General features: G+C 64.3%; 18 protein-coding genes. 6 read left to right on the plus strand and 12 right to left on the minus strand.

Going from position 1 to position 21,219, the window contains the following annotated elements; translation table 11 throughout:
* Nucleotides 1–19: 19 nt before the first annotated feature.
* From BLR80_RS03760 to BLR80_RS03775, 4 genes are all read right to left on the minus strand, one after another.
* Nucleotides 20–958 (minus strand): ABC transporter substrate-binding protein, encoded by a 939-nt coding sequence (locus BLR80_RS03760; protein ID WP_092076397.1) that lies wholly within the window; start codon nucleotides 956–958, stop codon nucleotides 20–22.
* Entirely contained in the window at nucleotides 949–1,746 is a 798-nt protein-coding gene (locus BLR80_RS03765; RefSeq protein ID WP_092076399.1) for an ABC transporter ATP-binding protein, read from the minus strand. The genes BLR80_RS03760 and BLR80_RS03765 overlap by 10 nt, the downstream gene beginning before the upstream one ends.
* A 1-nt stretch (nucleotide 1,747) precedes the next feature.
* Complete coding sequence (locus tag BLR80_RS03770; protein WP_092076401.1) at nucleotides 1,748–2,536, minus strand: ABC transporter permease; 789 nt, start codon at nucleotides 2,534–2,536, stop codon at nucleotides 1,748–1,750.
* A gap of 130 nt (nucleotides 2,537–2,666) precedes the next feature.
* Nucleotides 2,667–4,037 carry an alginate export family protein gene (locus BLR80_RS03775; RefSeq protein WP_245691323.1) on the minus strand — a complete coding sequence of 457 codons (1,371 nt, stop codon included), beginning with the start codon at nucleotides 4,035–4,037 and terminating at the stop codon, nucleotides 2,667–2,669.
* Nucleotides 4,038–4,331: 294 nt separating this feature from the next.
* On the opposite strand from BLR80_RS03775, the gene BLR80_RS03780 reads away from it, so the two are divergent.
* Entirely contained in the window at nucleotides 4,332–6,362 is a 2,031-nt protein-coding gene (locus tag BLR80_RS03780) for a diguanylate cyclase domain-containing protein (protein ID WP_092076403.1), read from the plus strand.
* Between the two features lie 3 nt (nucleotides 6,363–6,365).
* On the opposite strand, the gene BLR80_RS03785 is transcribed toward BLR80_RS03780, so the two are convergent.
* The 3 genes from BLR80_RS03785 to BLR80_RS03795 are packed head-to-tail and all read right to left on the minus strand — an operon-like array spanning nucleotide 6,366 to nucleotide 11,139.
* Nucleotides 6,366–9,632, minus strand: a complete 3,267-nt coding sequence (locus BLR80_RS03785; protein ID WP_092076405.1) for an efflux RND transporter permease subunit — start codon at nucleotides 9,630–9,632, stop codon at nucleotides 6,366–6,368.
* A gap of 3 nt (nucleotides 9,633–9,635) precedes the next feature.
* On the minus strand, nucleotides 9,636–10,673 hold the full coding sequence (locus tag BLR80_RS03790; RefSeq protein WP_092076407.1) for an efflux RND transporter periplasmic adaptor subunit: 1,038 nt from the start codon (nucleotides 10,671–10,673) through the stop codon (nucleotides 9,636–9,638).
* Entirely contained in the window at nucleotides 10,663–11,139 is a 477-nt protein-coding gene (locus tag BLR80_RS03795) for an EVE domain-containing protein (protein WP_092076409.1), read from the minus strand. Before BLR80_RS03795 ends, BLR80_RS03790 begins: the two co-directional genes overlap by 11 nt.
* 220 nt (nucleotides 11,140–11,359) lie before the next feature.
* On the opposite strand from BLR80_RS03795, the gene BLR80_RS03800 reads away from it, so the two are divergent.
* Genes BLR80_RS03800 through BLR80_RS03810 form a run of 3 tightly spaced genes read left to right on the plus strand, consistent with a single transcriptional unit; the run spans nucleotide 11,360 to nucleotide 14,033 of the window.
* The gene (locus tag BLR80_RS03800; RefSeq protein WP_092076411.1) at nucleotides 11,360–11,578 is read left to right on the plus strand and encodes a SlyX family protein; all 219 of its coding nucleotides are present in this window, start codon (nucleotides 11,360–11,362) and stop codon (nucleotides 11,576–11,578) included.
* Nucleotides 11,550–12,599, plus strand: coding sequence for a patatin-like phospholipase family protein (locus BLR80_RS03805; protein WP_092076413.1), 1,050 nt, complete (start codon nucleotides 11,550–11,552; stop codon nucleotides 12,597–12,599). The genes BLR80_RS03800 and BLR80_RS03805 overlap by 29 nt, the downstream gene beginning before the upstream one ends.
* Before the next feature lie 39 nt (nucleotides 12,600–12,638).
* The gene (locus BLR80_RS03810) at nucleotides 12,639–14,033 is read left to right on the plus strand and encodes a YihY/virulence factor BrkB family protein (RefSeq protein ID WP_092076415.1); all 1,395 of its coding nucleotides are present in this window, start codon (nucleotides 12,639–12,641) and stop codon (nucleotides 14,031–14,033) included.
* Here the strand turns inward: BLR80_RS03810 and BLR80_RS03815 are convergent.
* The 4 genes from BLR80_RS03815 to trxB form a co-directional block, all read right to left on the minus strand.
* Entirely contained in the window at nucleotides 13,933–14,784 is an 852-nt protein-coding gene (locus BLR80_RS03815; protein ID WP_092076417.1) for an SIR2 family NAD-dependent protein deacylase, read from the minus strand. The two genes, BLR80_RS03810 and BLR80_RS03815, sit on opposite strands and share 101 nt — an antisense overlap.
* 71 nt (nucleotides 14,785–14,855) lie before the next feature.
* Nucleotides 14,856–15,344, minus strand: coding sequence for a Cys-tRNA(Pro) deacylase (ybaK, locus tag BLR80_RS03820; RefSeq protein ID WP_092076419.1), 489 nt, complete (start codon nucleotides 15,342–15,344; stop codon nucleotides 14,856–14,858).
* A 20-nt stretch (nucleotides 15,345–15,364) separates the two neighbouring features.
* Entirely contained in the window at nucleotides 15,365–16,165 is an 801-nt protein-coding gene (locus BLR80_RS03825; RefSeq protein WP_092076421.1) for a rhomboid family intramembrane serine protease, read from the minus strand.
* Between the two features lie 51 nt (nucleotides 16,166–16,216).
* Nucleotides 16,217–17,173: a thioredoxin-disulfide reductase gene (gene trxB / locus BLR80_RS03830; RefSeq protein ID WP_092076423.1), complete on the minus strand. Its 957-nt coding sequence runs from the start codon at nucleotides 17,171–17,173 to the stop codon at nucleotides 16,217–16,219.
* Between the two features lie 463 nt (nucleotides 17,174–17,636).
* On the opposite strand from trxB, the gene BLR80_RS03840 reads away from it, so the two are divergent.
* On the plus strand, nucleotides 17,637–18,998 hold the full coding sequence (locus BLR80_RS03840; RefSeq protein ID WP_092076427.1) for an NAD-dependent succinate-semialdehyde dehydrogenase: 1,362 nt from the start codon (nucleotides 17,637–17,639) through the stop codon (nucleotides 18,996–18,998).
* A gap of 125 nt (nucleotides 18,999–19,123) precedes the next feature.
* On the opposite strand, the gene BLR80_RS03845 is transcribed toward BLR80_RS03840, so the two are convergent.
* Nucleotides 19,124–19,603 (minus strand): HIT domain-containing protein, encoded by a 480-nt coding sequence (locus BLR80_RS03845; RefSeq protein ID WP_092076429.1) that lies wholly within the window; start codon nucleotides 19,601–19,603, stop codon nucleotides 19,124–19,126.
* A 173-nt stretch (nucleotides 19,604–19,776) separates the two neighbouring features.
* Between BLR80_RS03845 and purB the strand changes: the two genes are divergently transcribed.
* Nucleotides 19,777–21,165: an adenylosuccinate lyase gene (purB, locus tag BLR80_RS03850; RefSeq protein ID WP_092076431.1), complete on the plus strand. Its 1,389-nt coding sequence runs from the start codon at nucleotides 19,777–19,779 to the stop codon at nucleotides 21,163–21,165.
* The last annotated feature ends 54 nt before the right edge of the window (nucleotides 21,166–21,219 follow it).

The following is a 21,219-nucleotide window of genomic DNA, read 5'->3' on the forward strand; positions in this document are numbered from 1 at the left end:
GGCGCACTCCCGGATCAGCTCATTGGTTCGTTTTGGCCGCTGCCGGCACGATCAGCTGGGCCGCCGCCAGATTCGGCAGCTGGGGAATCAGTCCCTGTTGCAGCAGGAAGTGGCCGGTTTGCTCCAGACTGGCGCGCAGCGGCGCATCAAAGCGCAGATGGTACTGGTGGCGGGCCATGGCCTGTTCGACCAGGGCTTCGGGCAGCCCCAGGGCTTCGGCCACGCGGCGGCGGGCCGCCTGGGGTTGCTGCTGCAGATAGTCGAGCGCCTGTTGCAGAGCGGCCATGAAGGCGCGTAACTGCTCGGGGCGCTGTGCCATGTCATGCCGGGCCAGGGTCAGGATCGGGTAGAGGTTGTCGTCACCAGCCAGATTGGCCAGTTCGCGGGCTCCTTGGCTTTCGGCCTGGGACGGGGTGGGCTCACTGGCCGCCAGGGCGTCGATGGAGCCGGCCTGCAGGGCTTCGATCTGGGTTTCCGGCGCCAGATTGACCAGCTTAACGGCGCCGCCGGCAAGATCGTGGCGCTGCAGCAGGGCCAGCAGGCCGCCGTGAGTCGAGGTGCCGAGCTTGACGCCGATGCGTTTGCCGCGCAGATCGGTCAGCTGCTGCAGGGCCGGGTCGATAACCATCAGCCGGTGACGGCCTGCGCCGCTGGCATGGCTGGTTAGCACCCGTACCGGCATGTTGCGGGCCAGGGCGATGAGGGCGGCGGTGTCGCCCATGGTGGCGATGTCGGCCGCGCCGGTATAGAGCGCCTCGGAGCAGGCCGGACCGCTGCTGAAACGCTGGATCTGCACGTTGAGGCCCTGGTCGGCAAACAGACCCAATTGGTCGGCCAGCAGCGGCAGGACGCTGCCGATGCGGTTCTGGTAGGCCAGGCGCAGCGGCGCGCTGTCCGTCGCCCATGAAGGCGCGGTCAGGCTGAGGAGGAAAACGAGACTAACGGCCATCAGGCGCATGGTGGAAACTCCTTGTGCGGGCGAAGAATTGTGGGCGCCAGGCAGCAAGGCAGCTGGGCCAGCTGCTGGCGCAGCTGCTGACAGAAGTGCAACAACTGCGGCGCGCTGCGGTCGCGCGGTCGTGGGACGGGATTGATCAGATCGGCCCGCAGAGACTGGGGGGCTGGGCCGAAAATCAGTACCCGATCGGCCAGGTAGGCGGCTTCCTCGACGCTGTGGGTAATGTACAGCAGGGTCTGGCGCTGGGCCTGCCACAGCTGCAGCAGCAGATCCTGCAGGCGTTCGCGGCTGTTGGCGTCGAGGGCACTGAACGGTTCATCCATCAACAGCGCGGCGGGTTGCAGGGCCAGCACCCGGGCAATGGCAACACGCTGGCGCATGCCGCCCGACAGGGTCATGGGCCAGGCGTTGGCCGTGGCGGCCAGGCCGACCTGTTCGAGCATCTGCAGGGCCAGCCGCCGCCGTTCCGTCCTGGCCACACCCCGCTGGCGCAGTCCGAAGGCGACATTGTCCACTACCCGCAGCCAGGGAAACAGGGTGGCGTCCTGGAAGACCAGCGCGCGCTCGGGGTGCGGCCCCGTAATCGGCCGCCCCTGAAAGCTCAGCTGGCCCTGCTGGGGGTGCAGAAAGCCGGCAGCCAGATGCAGCAGTGTGGTCTTGCCGCAGCCGCTCGGCCCCAGCACGCAGAGGAGCTGCCCCGCCGGAATCTCCAGCGACAGGTTTTCCACCACGGGCGTCAGTTGCCCGCCAAGGCTGTAGCCATAGCTGACCTGTTCAAATTTCAGCATGTCAGGCCTCCGGCGCGCCACGCCACAGCCGCAGGGTGACGCGTTCGAGACTGCCGAACAGGCCGCGTTCGAACAGCAGGCCCAGCAGGCAGAGGCACAGGATGCAGGCCATGGCGGCCGGATAATCGAGGTTCCAGCGCGATTCTAGGATCGAAAATCCCAGCCCGCTGCCGCTGCCAACCACCATCTCGGCGGCCACCAGCACCCGCCAGCTGTTGCCCAGGCCGATGCGCATTCCGGCCAGCAGAGCCGGTAATGCCGCCGGCAGGGCGACCTGCCGGAACAGGGCCCGCTCCGTGGCGCCCAGCATGCGGCCCGCCCGCAGATAGGCCGGATCGATCTGGCGGATGCCGTCACGGGTGGCCAGGGCGATGGGGGCAAAGGCAGTCAAGGCGATCATGAAGCCCGTCGCCGCTTCACCGACGCCGAAGATCAACAGCGCGACGGGAATCCAGGCCAGGCCCGGCACCAGCAGCAACAGTTGTGGAATAGGCGCGGTCAGCAGGCGAAACCCTTTCCAGCGGGCGGCGGCCAGACCGAACAGCAGCCCCAGCAGCGCCGCCAGACTGAAAGCGCCGAGCCAGCGCTGCAGGCTGACGGCGATATGCCGGTAGATGCTGTGCTGGTTCAGCGGCAGCCCCAGCAGCAACTGGCCCAGGCGCTGCACGCTCTCCAGCGGGGTGGGGAAGGGCACTCCGCGCCAGCCTTCAATGACCAGTGCCGTCAGGTGCCACAGCAGCACTAGCAGCAGGGTTGGTGCCAGCAGTCGTGCGATTCGGCTGCTCAGCATGTTGCCTTGTCCGTCATGACATGCCCTTTAATTTCATGTGTCGAAGTCGCAAAAAATCTGTCCATAGCTTTCTTACGCACCCGTTCATGGGCGCGGTAAAGATCTCTTGCGAAGGCATCGAAGGCCCTGGTCAGAATTTGCGCTTATAGCTGATCTGGGCAAACAGCCAGTCCGCCGCACTGTTGTCGGCCTGCTTTTCGGCGAATTCTCCGGGCCAGAAGCGGCTGTAGCCGAACAGCAGCTCGATATTTTCTTTCTTGACCGCGCGCAGGGGCGGCAGAGTCCAGGTCAGGATCAGGTCCAGTTCATCCCCCAGGTGCCGGCCACTGTTGCCGGTCTTGTCGCGGTAGCGGCTGCTGTTGAGGGACCAGCCGTCCTTTTCCTGGTCCAGCCAGAAGCGGTGACCTTCGATCTGCAGTTTGACCTGCTTATGCGGCTTGAGATGCAGGTTGCACTGGGCATCGTGCAGGTTGGTCCAGTCGAGCAGATTCAAACGGCCGTACATACGGTCGCGGGCACCGAACACGCCAAGAAAGGTGTTGCTTTCGCCATCGGCGGGATCGGCGTCCCCCGAGGCGAAGCTGTATTCCAGGCTCAGGACCGGCTGCAGCGGCAGGTGGGCGAAACGCCGGCCGACCAGCAGATGGGCACCCCAGGCGCGCAGCCTGTCGGCGCCGGAATCACCCCATTGCTGCACCAGGGTGGCGTCGTAGAACCAGATGCCTTCCAGAGCTGCCAACCGTGCGCCCAGATTGTAGGCCTGCAGATCACCCTTGGACTGGCCCTGTTCCGAACCGTAGTCCTCATGGCGGTCGTACTTGATCAGGAAGAAGGGCTCCAGCACGGTTTTTTCGTTCAGCTGCCAGTGGCCGTAGACGCCGCCGCCATAGCCGGCGTGGCGATGGCGCAGGCTCAGCTGGGTTGGTTCGTGCAGGATGTAGCCGCCCCAGATGAAATCGATGAAATGGGCGTTCCGGTTGTAGGACAGCTTGACGGCGTCCCACTGGTAGCGGCCGCTGTTGCCCCAGCTGCCCGGTCCGAAGATGCGGTTGTCTCCGTATTCCAGGGTCTGGCGGCCGACCCTGATGGACCAGGCCGGCGTCGGCAATTCGCGGATTTCAACAAAGGTTTCGTACAACTCCCATTCGTCACGGTAGGCGTTGTTCTGGTGGTCGTTTTTCTTGCTGTAAAAGAAGCCTTCCTCGTCCAGATCGCTGTCAAAGACCCGGGCATCCTGCAGCCCGACCGCCAGTTTCAGGTGCTGATGGGGTTGCCAGCTGCCGCCCAGCCGCAGGCGCTGCAGCCAGAAGCCGTCACAACTCTCGCCACTGGCCGGCTGCTCGCCATAGTTTTTGGCGTTGAAATGGTGCTGGTATTCATAGCGATAACGCAGATCGACATAGCCCTCGAAGGGAGCGGCGCTTGCCGGCATGGCCGTGGCCAGCAGCAGGGCCAGGACGGCGCTGGCCAGGCGGGAAAACCCGTTTCGCATCATCATCATTTTATTCTCCATCTGTTGTGACAGGTCTAAACGGCCGTTTCAATACCACGTTGATGGTTGATAGGGCAAATAGGAATTGTTGATTGATTTGCGCGGCTTGAATTCTTGCCGGCCTGCTGGCCGATTGACCGTTGCGGCTGGCGGCGCTGCCCGCAGCGGCCGCGCTGGGGCGGTGGAATGATCAAAAAATCCTGAAAAAAATCAGAAAAAAATCTTTACAAAAAACCGTTTTAACGTTGTATTGAGACCGCTCGAATTCCATGACCCAGCCTGGCGAAAAAGGATAATCGTTCGATGGATATCGTTACGGAACTGCGTTTCAGTCGTCGTTTTCTGCTGTGTCTGCAACTGGGCTGGCTGCTGCTGGCTCTGCTGGGACTGAGTTTCAATGCGTTGCAGGGACGGCGCGAGGTCGAGCTGCTGGCGCGCCAGGCTGCGGTGCTGGAAAAGGAGCGCAGCGATACGGTGCGCAAATGGGCGTTGCAGCACGGTTCGCTGCAACTGGCGGATGGTGTTGTGCTGTCGCCGGCCCAGGTGCTCAGCCAGGTGCAGGCGTTGCTGCCGCGCGATGGGGTGCGCAGCCGTCTGGTCAGTCCGGTGCCGCTCAATACCGCCAATGCCCCCGACAGCTGGGAACGGCAGGCTCTGGCCGCGCTGTCGACGACAGGACGACTGGCGGAACAAAGCTGCGCTGCGCGGCAGGGGCCGCTTTACCGCGAGTTGCACCGCATGGCGGTTTCCGCCCGCTGTCAGGGCTGTCATCTGGGCTACGCCGACGCGGCCGTGCCGGCAGCGCTGAGCATACAGGTGCCGCTGCGGCCCATTGAGCAGCTGCTGGCTACCAAAGCCATTGCCTTCAATCTGGCCTGTGTGGGTATTTGGGCACTGGGGGCCTGGGGGCTGCGGGCCGGCGGGCGGCAGCTGCTGTCTCAGGTGACGGCCTGCCAGCAGGCCCGCCACGAACTGCACCACCGCAACCATCTCTACAGTGCCCTGAGTGCGGCCAACCAGGCGATGATGCGCATCGCCACACCGCAGCAGTTGTACGAGCAGATCTGTCATATTGTGGTGGACCATGGCCAGTTCCAGATGGCCAGCGTGGCCCGGCTGGATGAGGACAGCCGCCAGCTGCAGCCGGTGGCGCGCGCCGGTGACGCCGCCTGCCAGCACTATCTCGACCGTATTCGCGTCAGTGTCGATCCCGATTACGCCGAGGGGCGTGGCCCCACCAGCCTGGCCATCCGCGAGCAGCGCACGGTGGTGACCAACGATTTCCTGCGCGATCTGGCCGATTCGCCCTGGGCTGTGGCGGCGCGCGAGGCCGGCATCCACGCCTCGGCCGCCCTGCCGATTTTCTGCGATGGCCGGCCCCTGGGTGCGCTGAAGGTTTATGCCGATCAGATTGGTTACTTTACCGCCGAGCGGGTGTGCCTGCTTGAACAGCTGCGCGACGATCTGGCCTTTGCCCTTGATCTGGCCGAACGCAAACAGCGCGAGGCCGAGGCCCAGCGCCAGCTGCAGGAATCACAGCGGTTTCAGCAGGTGTTGCTCGATGCCTTGCCCTATCCGGCCATCCTGGCGCGCTATTCCAGCCGGCGGGTGGTCAGTGCCAACCGCCGGGCGCTGGAAATGGGGGTGCGCATCGGCGAGTCCAGCCCCTGCTGCCAGCAGGCGTTGCCGAGCGAGGACGGCGCGCCCCAGATCCGGGAACAGCAGAGTCCCGACGGTCGCTGGGAGATGGTCTGCTGGCGGCCGGTCAATGACAGCGAAAACGATCTGTACCTGCATTTCGCCATTGACATCACCGACCGCAGGCGTCAAGAGGAGCAGATCCGCAGCCTGGCTCAGACCGATGCCCTCACCGGGCTGGCCAATCGCATATTTCTCAGCCGGCGCATCGACCAGCTGGTGCGTGCGCCCCAGCCGGTCGCCTTCTGCCTGCTGGTTGTCGACCTCGACCAGTTCAAGCCCGTTAATGATCAGTATGGCCATGCCGCCGGCGACCAGGTGCTGGTGCTGGTGGCGCGGCGCCTGCAGCAGGTGCTGCGCACCGGCGATCTGGCCTGTCGCTGGGGCGGCGACGAATTTGTCGTGTTGCTCGATCAGACCGGCAACAAACCGGCTGAAGCCCTGCGCCAGCGGCTGCTGGCCCTGTTTGAAATGCCGTTTTGCGTTGAGGGCCGCAATATTGCGTTGTCCGCCAGTATTGGTTATGCCTGTTATCCCGACGATGGTCTGACGGAAGCCGAGTTGCTCAAACTGGCCGACAAGCGCATGTACCGCAACAAACAGCAGGGCCGCGCCAGACAGACCGCGCGCGCTTGACGCTCAGACGGTTTTTCTCCCTCCAGGCGGGCGCGACTGCCGCCGGTTGCCTGTCCGCCAACGGCGCCAACGGGTCTTGGCGCCTTCCAGCAGAACATATTCCGCCGGGATCAGCAGCAGGGTCAGCAGGGTGGCGCTCACCAGGCCGGAGGCGAAGGCCGTGGCCATGGGTGCCCAGGTCACCGATTTGTAGGGAATGCCCAGTACCATGGGCAGCAGGCCGAGCAGGGTGGTGAGGGTGGTAATCAGTACCGGCCGCATGCGGGCGCTGCAGGCGCTGAGTACCGCTGGCAACAGCGCCAGGCCATGACGGCGTTGCTGATTCATGAAGTCGATCAGGATCAGCGAATCGTTGACCGCGACCCCGGCCAGACCGATGACGGCCATGAAACTGCTGATGGTAAACACCGTGCGGCTCAGCAGCAGACCGAACACCACGCCGATGAAGGCGAAGGCGATGGCCGACAGGATGATGACCGGCTGCAGGTAGTCGTTGAATTGGGTGGCCAGCACCAGATAGATGGCCAGCAGGGCGATGACGAAGGCTGCTGCCAGCGAACGATAGGCCCGGCCGGTACTCTCGAATTCGCCGCCGAAGGCGACACTGACGGCGGGGAACTGGCGGCGCAGCTGGTCGAGACGACCACTGACCAGATGCTGCACGCGACTGGCCGACAACGACGAGCCGGCGCGGATGTCGGCTGTCAGGGTGACACTCGAGCGGCCGTTGTAGCGCCGTCGCACATCGGCCTCCTGGGCCCATTCCAGCCGGGTCAGTTCCTCCAGCCGCAGCGGCCCGCGATCATCCTCGATCACCGGTGTGCGCAGCACGGCGCGGGCGTCGGCCAGCCCCAATCCATCCTCCTGCTGGCGTGCCAGCAGCACCAGCAGATCAATTTCCTCGTCCGCGGTACGGTACATGCCGGCCGGCCAGCCATTGAGGGCACTGGCCACCAGCTGCTGGATACTGCCTGTGGCCACGCCGAATTCCTCCGCCCGCTGGGGATCGACGGTGAAGCGCAACACCGGCTGCAGACTGCTGCGGTCATCCTCCAGATTGATCAGGTCGGCCAGCTCCGCGCTCTGGCCCATCCAGTCGAGCAGCGCGGTGCTGGCCGCCTGGGCCTGGGCCAGCTCCGGCGCCGTCAGGCGGATATTGACGGCCTTGCCGGTGGGTGGGCCGGTATTCTCGCCGAACACGTTGAGTTGCGGCCGCAGGCCCCAGTCGGCGGCGTGGGCCGCGCAATACTGCTGCAACTGATCATGGATGCGGTCGATATAGCGGTCGACCGCATCGTTGCCGCCCGGCAGCGCGCGTTGCTCCTGTGGTGGCAGGGTGACCACCACCTGCCCATAGTGCTGGGCGCGGTGAACGGCATAGTCGCGGTCCTCCAGATAACCGGCGCTGCCGCTGGCGGCCAGGGTCTGGCCGGGACCGAGGTTGTACAGATGGTGGGCGATGTCGCGTACAATCCGGTCGGTCTGTTCCACCGCGGTGCCGGCCGGCAGCTGCAGGGCAACGTGGTAGCGCAGATAGCTGTCCTGAAAGAACTTGATCTTGATCAGCGGCAGCCGGCCCGACAGGGACAATCCCATGATGGCCAGTGCCACGCCGAACAGCGCCAGACCCAGCAGCAGGCTGCGGCCGGGGCAGGCCAGCAGGCGCTGCAGCAGGGGCTGGTAGAAGCGCCAGAAGAAGGCGAAGGGGCCCTGCCGCAGATGGTGGAAATCCTCGTGCGGACCTGTGCGGGCGCGGCCGGCGGCCAGCTGGCGTGGTGCCGGACCGAAATCGCGCACATGCAGTGGTAGAATGAACAGCGCCTCGACGAGGGAGGCAAACAGGGCAAAGCTGACGGCCTTGGGAATGACGCTGAAGAATTCGCCGGTGCTGCCGCTCATGATCAGCATCGGGATGAAGGCCAGGATGGTGGTGAGCGCCGAACTGACCACCGGCAGGAATACCTCACTGGTACCATCGACAATGGCGGCTGTGCGGCTTTTGCCCAGTTGCAGATGACGGTAGATGTTCTCCACCAGCACGATGGCATCATCGACAATGATGCCGGACACCAGCACAAAGGAGAACAGGCTGATGGTGTTGATGGACTGACCGGTCAGGCGGATCAGGATCAGCGTGGCCAGAAAGGAAAACGGAATGCCGATGGCGGTGAGCAGGGCATTGCGCAGGCCCAGGGTCAGCCACAGCACCAGGGTCACCAGAGCCATGCCCAGCACCATGTTGCCACCCAGGGTGCGCACCGAATCGTCGATCTCGATGGTCGAATCGTAGGTCAGCACCGTTTCAATGGCCAGATCGGCATGGCGGGCATCGAAGGCGGCCACCCGCTGACGCACGGTGTTGGCGATATCGACGGCGTTGGCGCGATCCTCCTTGTGGACCAGCAGGCGGATGGCATTGCGGCCGTTGATGGAGCTGATGACATCGGGGTCACGGTAATCGACCTCGGCCGCCACCGCCAGGTCGCGCACCCGCAGGGCCTGGCGGTCGCCACCCAGTTGCACCGCCACGTCGAGGACCGCCTGCTGGCTGGCGAAGGTTGCGCCGCTGTCGAGCAGCAGGTTGTGAGCGCCCTGGCGGAACCGGCCGCTCGGCACCGGGCCGTTGGCGTCGGCGATGGCCTGGCAGACGCGACCGAAGGACACCCCATAGCGGCGCAGCTGCTCGGGGTCGAGACGGACCTCGAACTGCTGGGTCTGGTCGCCGTCGATGCGCGCTTCCTGCACGCCGTCGATACTCTGCAACTCGCCCTGCAGCGCTTCGGCCAGGGCCTTGAGACTGCGGTTGGGCAGTTCGGCGCTGAGGTTGGCGACAATGACCGGAATCCAGGTTTTGGTGTCAATGTAGGTGAACAGCGGGTCGTCCACCGTGGCTGGCAGCTGGCTGCGGATGTTGAGCACGCGGAAGCGCAGTTCGTCGTACTGGTTCTGATAGTCGGTATCGTCGAGAAACTTCACCAATACCGACGAGACGTTGCGCAGGGAATTGGACTGGATGTATTCGACATTGTCGAGATCGTCGAGGGCGTCCTCGATCTCGCGCGTGACCAGCTGTTCCACGTCCTCGGCATTGGCACCGTAATAGACGGTGGTGATCATCACCTTGCCGATATCCACCGGCGGCAGGTTTTCCACTGGTGTGGTCAGCAGGCTGTAGACGCCGCTGACCATCAGAATAACGAAAACGATGTTGATGAAGACCGACTGCTTGAGGGTGAAGCGCACTAACGGGCGCAGGGGATGGCCGGCCATGGCCTAGTCCCGCAGCCTGGCCAGCGGCGTGCCGGCGGGCAGCTGGTCGCTGGCATCAATCAGGGCCTCACCGTCACGTAATTCGCGCAGCCGTACCGGCACCCACTGGCCGTCGGCGCGGCGCACGCGTGGCTGCTCGAAGGCGCGCTCCAGCGCCGCCAGTGGTAGCTGCAGGCCGCCATCGTCGAGGCTCAGAGCCAGTTGCAGCAGATCGCCGCCGCGCGGCCAGGGCGGCGCGAGAATCTCCAGGGTCAGCTGCCGTTTGCGGCTGGTGGGGTCGAAGGCCGGGTTGTCGCTGTACAGACAACAGCGCACCGGCTGACCGGCCAGTTCGGCCGCCAGCGGACCGGTCTGCAGCTGCTGCAGCAGGGCGCTGCGCTCCTCGGCGGTGACCTGTAGCGGCACCAGCAGACGGCAATAGTCCGCCACTCGCAGCAGCGGGCTGCCGCTGGTGACCCAGTCGCCGGGACTGACCAGCCGTTCGACGATTTGCCAGCCGGCCGGCCCCTGCGGCTGATGACGGCGCCGCTGCTGTTCCAGCCGCTGCTGCTCAATCTGCAGCCGTTGTTGCTGCTCGGCCAGGGCGTCCAGTTCCAGCCGGGCCTGATCGCGTTGCTGGCTGATGTCGTCGAAGCGGGCGCGGGCGACGCCACCGCTGTCGCGCAGAGCCAGATGGCGCTGGTATTCCTGTTCCAGAAAGCGGCTCAGGCGTTCGGCCTTGGCGTGGGCCAGCCGCAGGGCCCGTTGGTCGCTGTGCAGTTGGGCAAGATCGAGATCGATGAAGGTCGGGTCGATCGCGACCAGCGGCGCGGCCGCCAGCGTCTGACCGACCTCGTAGTTGACTTCGGTGATGCGACCGCTGACCTCGGCCGCCAGGGTGGCCTGTTGCCAGGCGCGGCTGTAGCCTTCCAGTGTCAGCAGCCGCTTGGCCGGCGTTACCCGCAAAACCTCGCTGTCGGCCTGAGCCACGCTGGCCAGCGCCAGCAGTATCCACAACAGCCAGAAAAACCCGCTTGGATGGTGCTGGGGCTCAGCGCGCATTGCCGGCGTCCTCCAGCGCCATGATGGCATGCCAGTGGCGCTCGGCCACCGGTTGTACCGACAGACGGCTGCCGCGGCGCAGCAGCTCGAGACCGTCGAGTTCCGGCCGCTGCCGCAGTTCGGTCAGGGAAATTGGCCGCCGCAGGGGCCGTAGCAGCTGGATGTCCACCTGATACCAGCGGGGCGCGGCCGGATCGCTGGCCGGGTCGAAGTGGCGCGATTGCGGATCGAAGGCGGTTGGATCCGGGTAGCCGGCGCGGACGATTGCGACGATGGCCACCACAGCCGGCACCTTGCAGCTGGAATGGTAGAGAAAGGCCTGGTCGCCAACGTGCATGGCATCGCGCAGCAGGTTGCGGGCCTGATAGTTGCGCACGCCGTCCCAGGGCTCGCGCTGGTCCGGCCGTTGCTGCAGATCGGCCAGGCCGAAACAGGAGGGTTCGGTCTTGAGCAGCCAGTAGTTCATGGGAGTCTCCAGAGACAGGGCGCCGGGGCGCGGAATATCGGATGCCGCCAGTTATACCAGATCGGACGGCGGACGCTAATCGTCTTTCATCGTTTGCCGGCAGACCGAGGGTTGCCACAAAAAGGCCGGCGGCACAGCGGACCAGGCTTCGCGCCAATCTGTGCTATGCTGGCACACAAACCGATCAACGAAGTGGGCCTTGAAAGGAGACGGGTGGAAGATGACAGAAGATCCCTTGATCGCGCTGCAGACCCAGGTAGCGTTTCAGGAACACCAGCTGCAGCAGCTTGGCGAGCAGCTCAGTGCTCAGCAACAGCAGCTGTATCATCTGGAGCAGCTGTGCCGGCAACTGGCCTGTCGCCTGAGTCAGGCGGTTGGCGCCAGTGCGCTGGCGGCGCAAGGAGCAGGCGATGAGCAGGAAAAACCACCCCATTACTGAAGAGGCCGGTGCCGGCGAGCGGCCATTGCCGCGCCGGCGCCGGTCCAGTACCCGGCAGCCGCGGATCGCTTTGGCGTTGGGCAGCGGTTCGGCGCGCGGCTGGAGTCACATCGGCGTGATCCAGGCCCTGGCGCAGCTGGGGGTTGAGCCGCAGATTGTCTGTGGCACCTCCATTGGCAGTGTGGTGGCGGCGGCCTGGGCGGTCGATCGTCTGCCGGCGCTGGAAGACTGGGTGCGTGGCCTGTCGCGCTTGGATGTGGCGGGTTTTTTCGAACTGAATCTGTCGCTGAACGGCTTTATCGACATGGAACGGCTGCAGGCGTTTCTGGGCCAGACCCTGGGGACGGAGGATCTGCAGATCGAGGATTTGCCGCGCCAGTTCGCCTGCGTTGCGACGGATCTGGAAAGCGGCCGCGAAATCTGGTTCAGCCGGGGAGCGCTGCTCAAGGCGGTGCAGGCTTCCATCGCTCTGCCGGGGTTGTTCCCACCGCTGGCCCATGACAATCGCTGGCTGGTCGATGGTGGTCTGGTCAACCCGGTGCCCATCTCGCTGTGCCGGGCGCTGGGGGCCGATCTGGTTATCGCCGTCAATCTCAACGGCGATATCGTTGGCAAGCATTTCTCCCAGCGGACCTTCGCTGCCGAGATTGTTCCCGAGGACGAGGCGCCTCAACCCGTCGGGTTGGCGGAGGACGAAGAGGGCCTGCGCGGTCTGGCGGCCCAGGTCCGCCATACCCTGCGGGCCTACTCCAGCAGCCTGTTCAATGGTGCCAGCCTGTTCGGCCAGCAGCGCGGCAAACCCCGCATTCCCAACATCTTCGAAACCCTGGCCGGTTCGGTCAACATCACCCAGGACCGTATCACCCGCAGCCGCATGGCCGGCGATCCGCCCGATCTGCTGGTGGCGCCGCGGCTGGCGCAGATCGGCCTGCTCGAATTCCACCGCGCCGACGAGGCCATTGCCGAAGGGCGGGCCTGCATCGAGCGGGTGCGGCCGCTGATTGAGGATATGCTGGGCTAGAGCAGAGTGGCCCGACAACCGCGACCAAGGAGGCTTGTCATGGCTGAACCCCTCCGCCAGCGTCTGGCACGGCTCTGGCGTGGCAACCTCGCCGAGACCCTGCGGCAGGGACCGTTGCCGCTGCGTCTGCTGCTGGGCAGTTATCTATTGTTTCAGCGGCACAACGGCCGCGAAAAGGCCGCGGCCCTCACCTTCAACAGCCTGCTGGCGCTGGTCCCCTTTCTGGCCATCATGTTTGCCCTGCTCAAGGGCCTGGGGGTACACAACAGCCTGGAACCGCTGATTTTGCGCCATCTGACCGGTGGCTCGCAGGAGGTGGCTCTGTGGTTGATCGATTACATCAACAACACCAATGTCGCCCGCCTTGGTGCGGTCGGTCTGGCGGCTCTCGCCCTGACGGTGCTGTTTCTGCTGACCACCATTGAAAAGGCTTTCAACGCCCTGTGGCAGGTATCGGCGCCGCGTTCCCTGTTGCGCCGCTTTGCCGACTACTTCTCCGTGCTCAGTTTCGGTCCGCTGTTTCTGCTGGCGGCCCTGTCGATGAGCAATTCGGTGCGCAACCAGCAGGTGGTGCAATGGCTGCTGCAGCGCCCCGGTCTGGGGGAAGTGCTGGTGCTGCTGTTCGAGGTGCTGCCCTTTGTCGCTATCGCCCTGGCCTTCGCCTTCCTGTATCTGTTCATGCCCAATACGCGGGTGCCGCTGCCGGCGGCCCTGCTTGGTGGCGCCTGTGCTGGCAGTCTGTGGCTGCTGAGCCAGTGGCTGTATGTCACCTTTCAGTTCGGCGTGTCGCGCTACAACGCCATTTACGGCACCATGGCAGCCCTGCCGGTGTTCATGGTCTGGCTCTATCTGAGTTGGACCATTACCCTGATCGGTGTGGCTCTGAGCCGGGTGTGGCAGCAGCGCCAGCGGCTTGATCGCTTGCTGGGGGCAGCCGCGGTGCCGGTGGTGGCGTCACCGGCCGCAGCGGTGCAGCTCAATCTGTTGCTGCCGCTGCATCGCCGTTTTACCCTGGGCCAGCCGCCCTGGACGCGCGAGCAGCTGGTGCAGCACAGTGAACAGCCCGAGGATGCGGCGCTGGCGGCATTGCTGTGGCTGGAGCGGCAGGGGCTGATCGGCCAGCTGGAGACCGGCGACGAGGGGCGGATTGTGCCGCTGGTGGCGGCGCGGCAGGTGCTGTTGGCGCCATTACTGGAGAGCGCGCCGCCGACCTGTGGCGATGCTGCGGTACAGGAACTGTTGCAGCGCTGGTACGGTCACAGTGGTCAGCTGCTGGGCGATCTCTGTCTGGCGGATCTGCTGGAGCGGGGCGGCGACCTGTTGCCGCCGAGCCTCAGCCTGCCGGCAACAGCTGATCAATGGCCTGTAGTGCCGCCAGGGCGCCCAGTGGCAGCGACAGATGCGGCGCGGCGATCTGGGGTTCGCGCGGATTGATGCGCACCACCCGGTCATCCGCTTGCTCGGCCAGCTGCAGACTCAGCCGGCGGATGCTCGGCACGGCGGTACCGGCGCCCAGTTCGATGATCAGGCGGCGGTGGCGGTGCTGGCGCTGCTGGCTCAAAAAGTGGTCGAAGGCCCGCTCCTGCGCCGCCGACCGCTCATCGATCCAGCAGAAATCATTGAACATCAGAATGTTGGGTCGCACCACCGCGCCACACTGCGGGCAATGGGGCACCTGGTGACAGCGCATGCTGGTCTCGTCGATAGCGAAGATCTCGCGGTTGGGCCAGATGGCCTGTGAACAGGGTCGGCTGCACTGCAGATGGTGAATGGAACCGTGAATCTCCAGCAGCTTGTCTTCGCTGAAGCCGGCCTGCTGGAACTGACCGTCGACGTTGGAGGTGACAACAAAGCAGGGCAGGGCGAAGCGTCTGGCCCATTGGTGCAGCAGGGAAAATCCGGCGTGAGGGCGGGTGGCGCGGTAAAGGTTGGTCCGGTGGCCGTAGAAGCCCCAGCCAAAGGCGGGGTCACGGCTGAAGTGCACCGGATTGGCGGCGCTGTAGAAATTGATGCCGAGGCGCTGGTACATGGGGTAGGCGGTCCAGAAGCCCTGATCGCCGCGGAAATCGGGCAGGCCGGAATCGACGCCCATGCCGGCGCCGGCGGTAATGATCAGACACTGGGCCTGCTGCAGGGCCTCGGCGGCCTGATGCAACAGCGGTTGCAGGGCAGAGTGCGATTCCATGGGCAACCTCCGTGAAGACGTGGGGGCGAGTGCAGAGCAGGCCGGTTGCGCTGGCGCAAGAACTCTGCCGGTCAGGGTGCCTGCGCGACCTGCACCGGGGTGGGCTGTAGCAGGCGGACCAGCTCGGCGGGGGCCAGACTGACGAGAAAACCGCGCTTGCCGCCGTTGATGTAGATGCGGGGCAATTGCAGGATGCTCTGTTCCACATACACCGGCAGTACCTTGCGGGTGGCAAAGGGCGAGGTGCCGCCCACCTGATAGCCGCTGTGGCGGTCGGCCACTTCGGGTTTGCAGGGGCTGATGCTCTTGCGGCCGGTCTGGCGGGCCAGTTCGCGGGTCGATACCTCACGATCACCGTGCATCAGGATGATCAGCGGCTGCTTGAGGTCATCCTCCATCACCAGTGTTTTGATGACGGCATGTTCCTCCACCCCCAACGCTGCCGCCGACACCCGCGTGCCGCCGCGTTCCTCATAGGGATACAGATGGGGTTCGAAGGCCACGCCCTGCTGTTTCAGCAGGCGGATGGCCGGTGTGACCGGATATTTGTCCTTGGCCATGAAGAGGGCTCCCGCAGCGGTTAAAACCAGCTGGCCACCAGCAGGACCAGGCTGGCCAGCAGCGCCAGGCCGGCCAGGCCAGCCAGCAGATTCAAGGGGCCGGCCAGCTGGCGGCGCCGTTGCAGGCGGATGGGGTAGCCGAAGCCGAGCAGGGCGCCGCTGCAGGCGCCGCCAAGGTGGGCGGCATTGTCGGCTCCCACCAGCAGGCCGAAGATGAAGGCAAAGATAGCCCAACGCAGCATGAAATCGCGCTGGGCATGGGCCATGGGACCGCCGCAGCGGTGAAAATAGCTGATGGAAAAGCCGATCAGGCCGAACAGGGCGCCTGACGCTCCCACCACAACCACCAGCGGATGCCACAATAATCCCGCAGCGGTGGCGGTCACGGCGGTCAACAGGTAGAGCAGGATAAAGCCGGCGCTGCCGATTTCCCGTTCCAACTGCGGTCCCACCTGGTAGAGCACCATCATGTTGAAGCCCAGGTGCAGCAGCCCGCCGTGGGTGAAGGCATAGGTCAGGCAGCGCCACCACTGACCCTGGTCGAGCACCAGCGGCCACCACTGGCCGCCGGAAAGGACCAGTAGTTCGGTGGTCGGGCGCAGCAAGGCGTTCATGCCCTGACCTAGGGCGGCGCCGCGCAGCACCATGACGGAAAACAACAGCAGATTGGCCAGCAGCAACAGGCGGCTGACGGACAGGGCCTCGGGCAGGCTGGCCTGGCCCTGGCGGGCTTGCTGCCACTGGCGTTGCCAGCGCAGGATGCGCCACTGCCAGCGGGTGCCGTTCAGGCCGATGCTGTCGAACAGGCGTTTGATATCCAACCGGACTTCTCCTTGTTGCGGCACCCCGGGGTTGACCGCTGAGGGACGTGTCTAGCCCTGCAGACCGTCGAGATAGCGTTCGGCGTCCAGTGCCGCCATGCAGCCGGTACCGGCCGAGGTGATGGCCTGGCGGTAGATATGATCCTGCACGTCACCGGCGGCGAAAACGCCGGGCACACTGGTCTGGGTGGCAAAACCATCATTGCCGCCGCGGGTTTTGATGTAACCGTTATCCATGGCGAGCTGGCCGTCGAAGATGGCGCTGTTGGGGGCGTGGCCGATGGCAACGAAAACCCCATCAAGGGCGATGTCCTTGGTGGCGCCGCTGCGCACATCCTTGATGCGCATGCCGGTGACCCCGCTGTTGTCGCCCAGCACCTCATCAAGCACGTGGAACCATTCGATGGTGACCTTGCCTTCCGCCGCCCTGGCCTTGAGCTTGTCGGCCAGAATTTTCTCGCTGCGGAACTGGTCGCGCCGATGGACAACGGTGACATGGGAGGCGATATTGGCCAGATAAAGGGCTTCTTCCACGGCGGTGTTGCCGCCACCGATAACGGCTACCGGCTTGTTGCGATAGAAAAAGCCATCGCAGGTGGCGCAGGCCGACACGCCGCGGCCTTTGAAGGCCTCCTCCGACGGCAGGCCGAGATAGCGGGCCGAGGCGCCGGTGGCGATGATCAGCGCGTCGCAGCTGTAGCTGGCGCTGTCGCCGGTCAGCACGAAGGGGCGCTGACTCAGATCGGCTTTGACGATCTGATCGTCAACGATGCGCGCCTCGAACCGCTCGACATGACGGCGCATGCGTTCCATCAGTTCCGGGCCCTGTACACCGTCGGTATCGCCAGGCCAGTTGTCGACCTCGGTGGTGGTGGTCAACTGGCCGCCGGGTTGCAGGCCGGCGATCAGCAGCGGATTGAGATTGGCGCGGGCGCCGTAAAGAGCGGCGGTGTAGCCGGCCGGGCCGGAACCGAGAATGATCAGGCGGTGGTGCTCAATTGCGGTCATGGAGCAATCCTTTCCGAAAAACGGATCTGGTGCGGGTTGAAAAACCGGTGAAAAAAGGTGCCGCCAGGGAGGGCGGCACGGTCTTCAGTTATAGGAAGGCCGGCCGGCCCTGTCAACGCAAAAGCCCGGCCACGGACCGGCGTGGTTCTGCTGCCGGCCGGTTTGGTTCGCTGGGGAAGCGGGGCTTGGCCCTTGAATTTGCTCCCCTGGTCGGGCAGAATTGATCCGCTGTTTCTTGGCGGCTATTGATGGCGGCGCAAAAACGCGCCAACGGTTGTGTTGCGGCCACCATCGCGCGGCTTCGCCTGATAGCGGTACGCCTCATGGCTTCGTCTTGTGCGCCTGGCGTGTGGCGCTTTTTGCCTCAGGCTAAAGACGGAGGTTTTGTGCGACTTCATCAGGTACTGGCTTGCTCGTGACATGAAATTTAAACAGCCCTCGTGGCACAGAAGGAGGTTGGACTATGGCCCTGGAATCCCTCAACCCGGCAACGGGTGAACTGCTGCAAACCTTTGACGAATGGAGTGACGCCCAGATTGACACCACTCTGGCGGCGGTTCATGCCGACTATCTGGCCTGGCGGATAACCTCCTTTGCTGAGCGCAAGGCCCTGATGCTGCGCGCCGCCGCCGTGCTGCGTCAGCAGCGCGATCTTTACGCCCGCCTGATGGCCGAGGAAATGGGCAAGCCGGTGGTGGAGGGCCGGGCGGAGATAGAAAAATGCGCCCTGGTCTGTGAATACTACGCCGAAAACGCGGAAAAGATGCTGGCGCCGGAACCCATTGCCAGTGATGCCGGCACCTCCTATGTGGCCTTTCGGCCCCAGGGCATTGTGCTGGCGGTGATGCCGTGGAATTTTCCCTTCTGGCAGGTTTTCCGTTTTGCCGCACCGGCGCTGATGGCCGGCAATGCCGGGGTGCTCAAGCATGCCTCCAACGTGCCGCGTTGTGCCCTGGCTATTGAGCAGGTGTTTGTCGAGGCGGGCTTCCCGGCCAACCTGTTCCGTAGCCTGATGATCGGTTCGGCCAAGGTCAACCGGGTGATCGAGAGCCCGCTGGTGGTGGCCACCACCCTCACCGGCAGCGATATCGCCGGTCGCAAGGTGGCCGAGAAATCGGGCGCCATGCTCAAGAAATCGGTGATGGAACTGGGCGGCAGCGATCCCTTTATCGTGCTGGAAGACGCCGATCTTGACGAGGCCGCCGCCGTTGGTGTCAAGGCCCGCTGCATCAATTCGGGGCAGAGCTGTATTGCGGCCAAGCGTTTTATTGTGGTGGAGGCAGTGTACGAGGCCTTTCTGGAGCGGTTCCGCCGTAACATGGCCGCGCTGCAGGTGGGTGATCCGCTGGATGAGCGCACCCAGGTGGGGCCGCAGGCGCGCGAGGATCTGATGCACGAACTGCATGCTCAGGTGCAGGCCTCGGTGGCGGCTGGCGCCCGCATTGAGCTGGGTGGTGAGCCCCTCGGCCAGGGGGCCTTCTATCCGCCGACCATTCTCGCCGGCGTCTGCAAGGGGATGCCGGCCTACAGCGAGGAGTTCTTTGGCCCGGTCGCCATTTTTATCCGGGTGAAGGATGCCGCTGAGGCTCTGCTGGTCGCCAATGATACCGAGTTTGGCCTGGGCGGCTCGGTCTGGACGCGTGATCGCTCGCGCGGTGAGGTTCTGGCCGGTCAGATTCGTGCCGGCGCCGTATTTGTTAATGGCATGGTCAAAAGCGATCCCCGCCTGCCGTTTGGTGGTGTCGGCATCTCGGGATTCGGCCGGGAGTTGTCGCATTACGGCATCAAGGAGTTCGTCAACATTCAGACGGTGTGGATCAAGTAGTCGGCAGCCGCCCGTTTCTGTTCCAATAAAAAAAGCACCCTGTCATGGCGGGGTGCTTTTTTTATTGGAATTGCGCTGCGGTTCGGCTTGTTCGGCCGGCCGAACAAGGTAATTGTTCTTAAAAATCAAGAATTTGCACAACTGTTTTGAAGCGCTTTGTCACGCAGCTCGCTGTTGCGACGTAGTTGCAGGCCGGGTTCGCCGGCCAGCCGATCGCGCAGCTGAATGACGCGGTCAAGGGCGTAGGGCTGGCGTTGCTGCTGGCCCCAGACCACCTGCGGCCAGCAACAGTCGTCTGTGCGGCGACCGACGATGTGGATATGGAGCTGGTGGACGATATTGCCGATGGTGGCGGTGTTGAGCTTGTCGCAGGCAAAATGCTGGCGGACGAAACGGCTGAGCTGGGCAATTTCGTCGAGCACGGCCCGCTGCAGTTCGCCGGGCAGATCGATGATTTCGCTGTGCCGGCAGCGCGGCACCAGGATCAGCCAGGGCAGCAGGGCGTTGTCCAGCAGCAGCACTTCACTGTGCGGGGTGCTGCCGAGCACATGGCAGTCGGCTGCCAGCCGTGGATCAAGGACAAAGGGTGGATGGCCGGTGAGCATCGGCAACCTCCTGTTAGAAGAAAAGAGGGCTGTAAGAGAAGCGGACGACGGCTGCTCATCTTAACGGTGGCCCCGGCCGATGCAAGAGGTTTTGCCGGCGCCGCCGGTCTTGCCTGGGGCGCGGTGGCAGGGTATAGTGCGCTTCATTTTTTTCCCACCAAGGAGAGTATTTCATGATTACTGCCATCAGTCCCATCGACGGGCGCTATGCCGACAAGGTTGCCCCGCTGGTCGAATGTTTTTCCGAATATGCGCTGATGCGCAACCGCGTCAAGGTTGAGGTTGCCTGGCTGCTGGCGCTGGCCGCCCATCCGGAGTTTACCGCCTGCCGCGCCCTGACCCCGGCGGAGGAGACCCGCTTGCGCGCCCTGGTTGCCGAGTTCAGTCCGGCCGAGGCCGAGCGCATCAAGGCGCTGGAGCGGACCACCAACCATGATGTCAAGGCGGTGGAATACTATCTCAAGGAGAAGATCGCCGCCACCAGCCTGGCCGATGTCAGTGAGCTGATTCATTTTGCCTGCACCTCCGAGGATATCAACAATCTGTCTCATGCCCTGATGCTGCGCGACGGTCTGGCGGTGATGCGGCCACTGCAGCAGCAGATCATTGCCGAACTGGCCGAGCGGGCCCACCGCTACCGCGCCGTGCCCATGCTGGCGCGCACCCATGGCCAGACGGCTTCACCCACCACCCTGGGCAAGGAGCTGGCGGTGTTTGCCGCCCGCCTGCAACGGCAGAGCCAGGCCAGCGATGCCGTGGAGTTGCTGGGCAAGCTCAATGGCGCGGTTGGCAATTTCAATGCCCATGTCAGTGCTTTCCCCGAGCTCGACTGGCCGGAGCTGGCCCGTACGGTTATCGAGGACGAGCTGGGTCTGCGCCAAAACCTGTTTACCACCCAGATCGAACCGCATGACTACATGGCCGAGCTGTTTGACGCGCTGATGCGGTGGAACACCATCGTCATTGATCTGACCCGCGACATCTGGAGCTATATCTCGCTGGGCTATTTCGGCCAGGAAACCGTCAAGGGCGAAATCGGTTCCTCGACCATGCCGCACAAGGTCAATCCCATCGATTTCGAGAACGCCGAGGGCAACTGTGGCCTGGCCAACGCCCTGTTCGGCCATCTGTCGGCCAAACTGCCCATTTCCCGCTTGCAGCGCGATCTGACCGACTCCACCGTGCTGCGCAACATGGGGGTCGGCTTTGGCTACAGCCTCATCGCCTACCGCTCGCTGCTCAAGGGCTTGGGCAAGTTGAAGCTCAACGAGGCGGTGCTGGCGGCCGATCTTGACCGCGCCTGGGAGGTGCTGGCCGAGCCGATTCAGACGGTGATGCGCGCCGCCGGCATCGCCAACCCCTACGAGAAACTCAAAGAGCTGACCCGTGGCCAGCAGATCGATGCTGCCATCCTGCACGCCTTCATCGATCGTCTGGACCTCGACGAGGCGACGCGGGAACGCCTGCGCGAGCTGACCCCGGCGCGTTACATTGGTCTGGCGCCGGAAATCGCCGATCTGCTGGATGGCAGACTGCCGCCGGTTGCCGGCAAAAGTGCTTGACAGTCGTTCGGGCTTTGCATACTGTATACAGCGTTGTTTCGCGCCTGATTAGGG

The sequence above is a fragment of the Desulfuromonas thiophila genome (genome assembly GCF_900101955.1).
In the GTDB taxonomy this organism is placed as follows: domain Bacteria; phylum Desulfobacterota; class Desulfuromonadia; order Desulfuromonadales; family Desulfuromonadaceae; genus Pseudodesulfuromonas; species Pseudodesulfuromonas thiophila.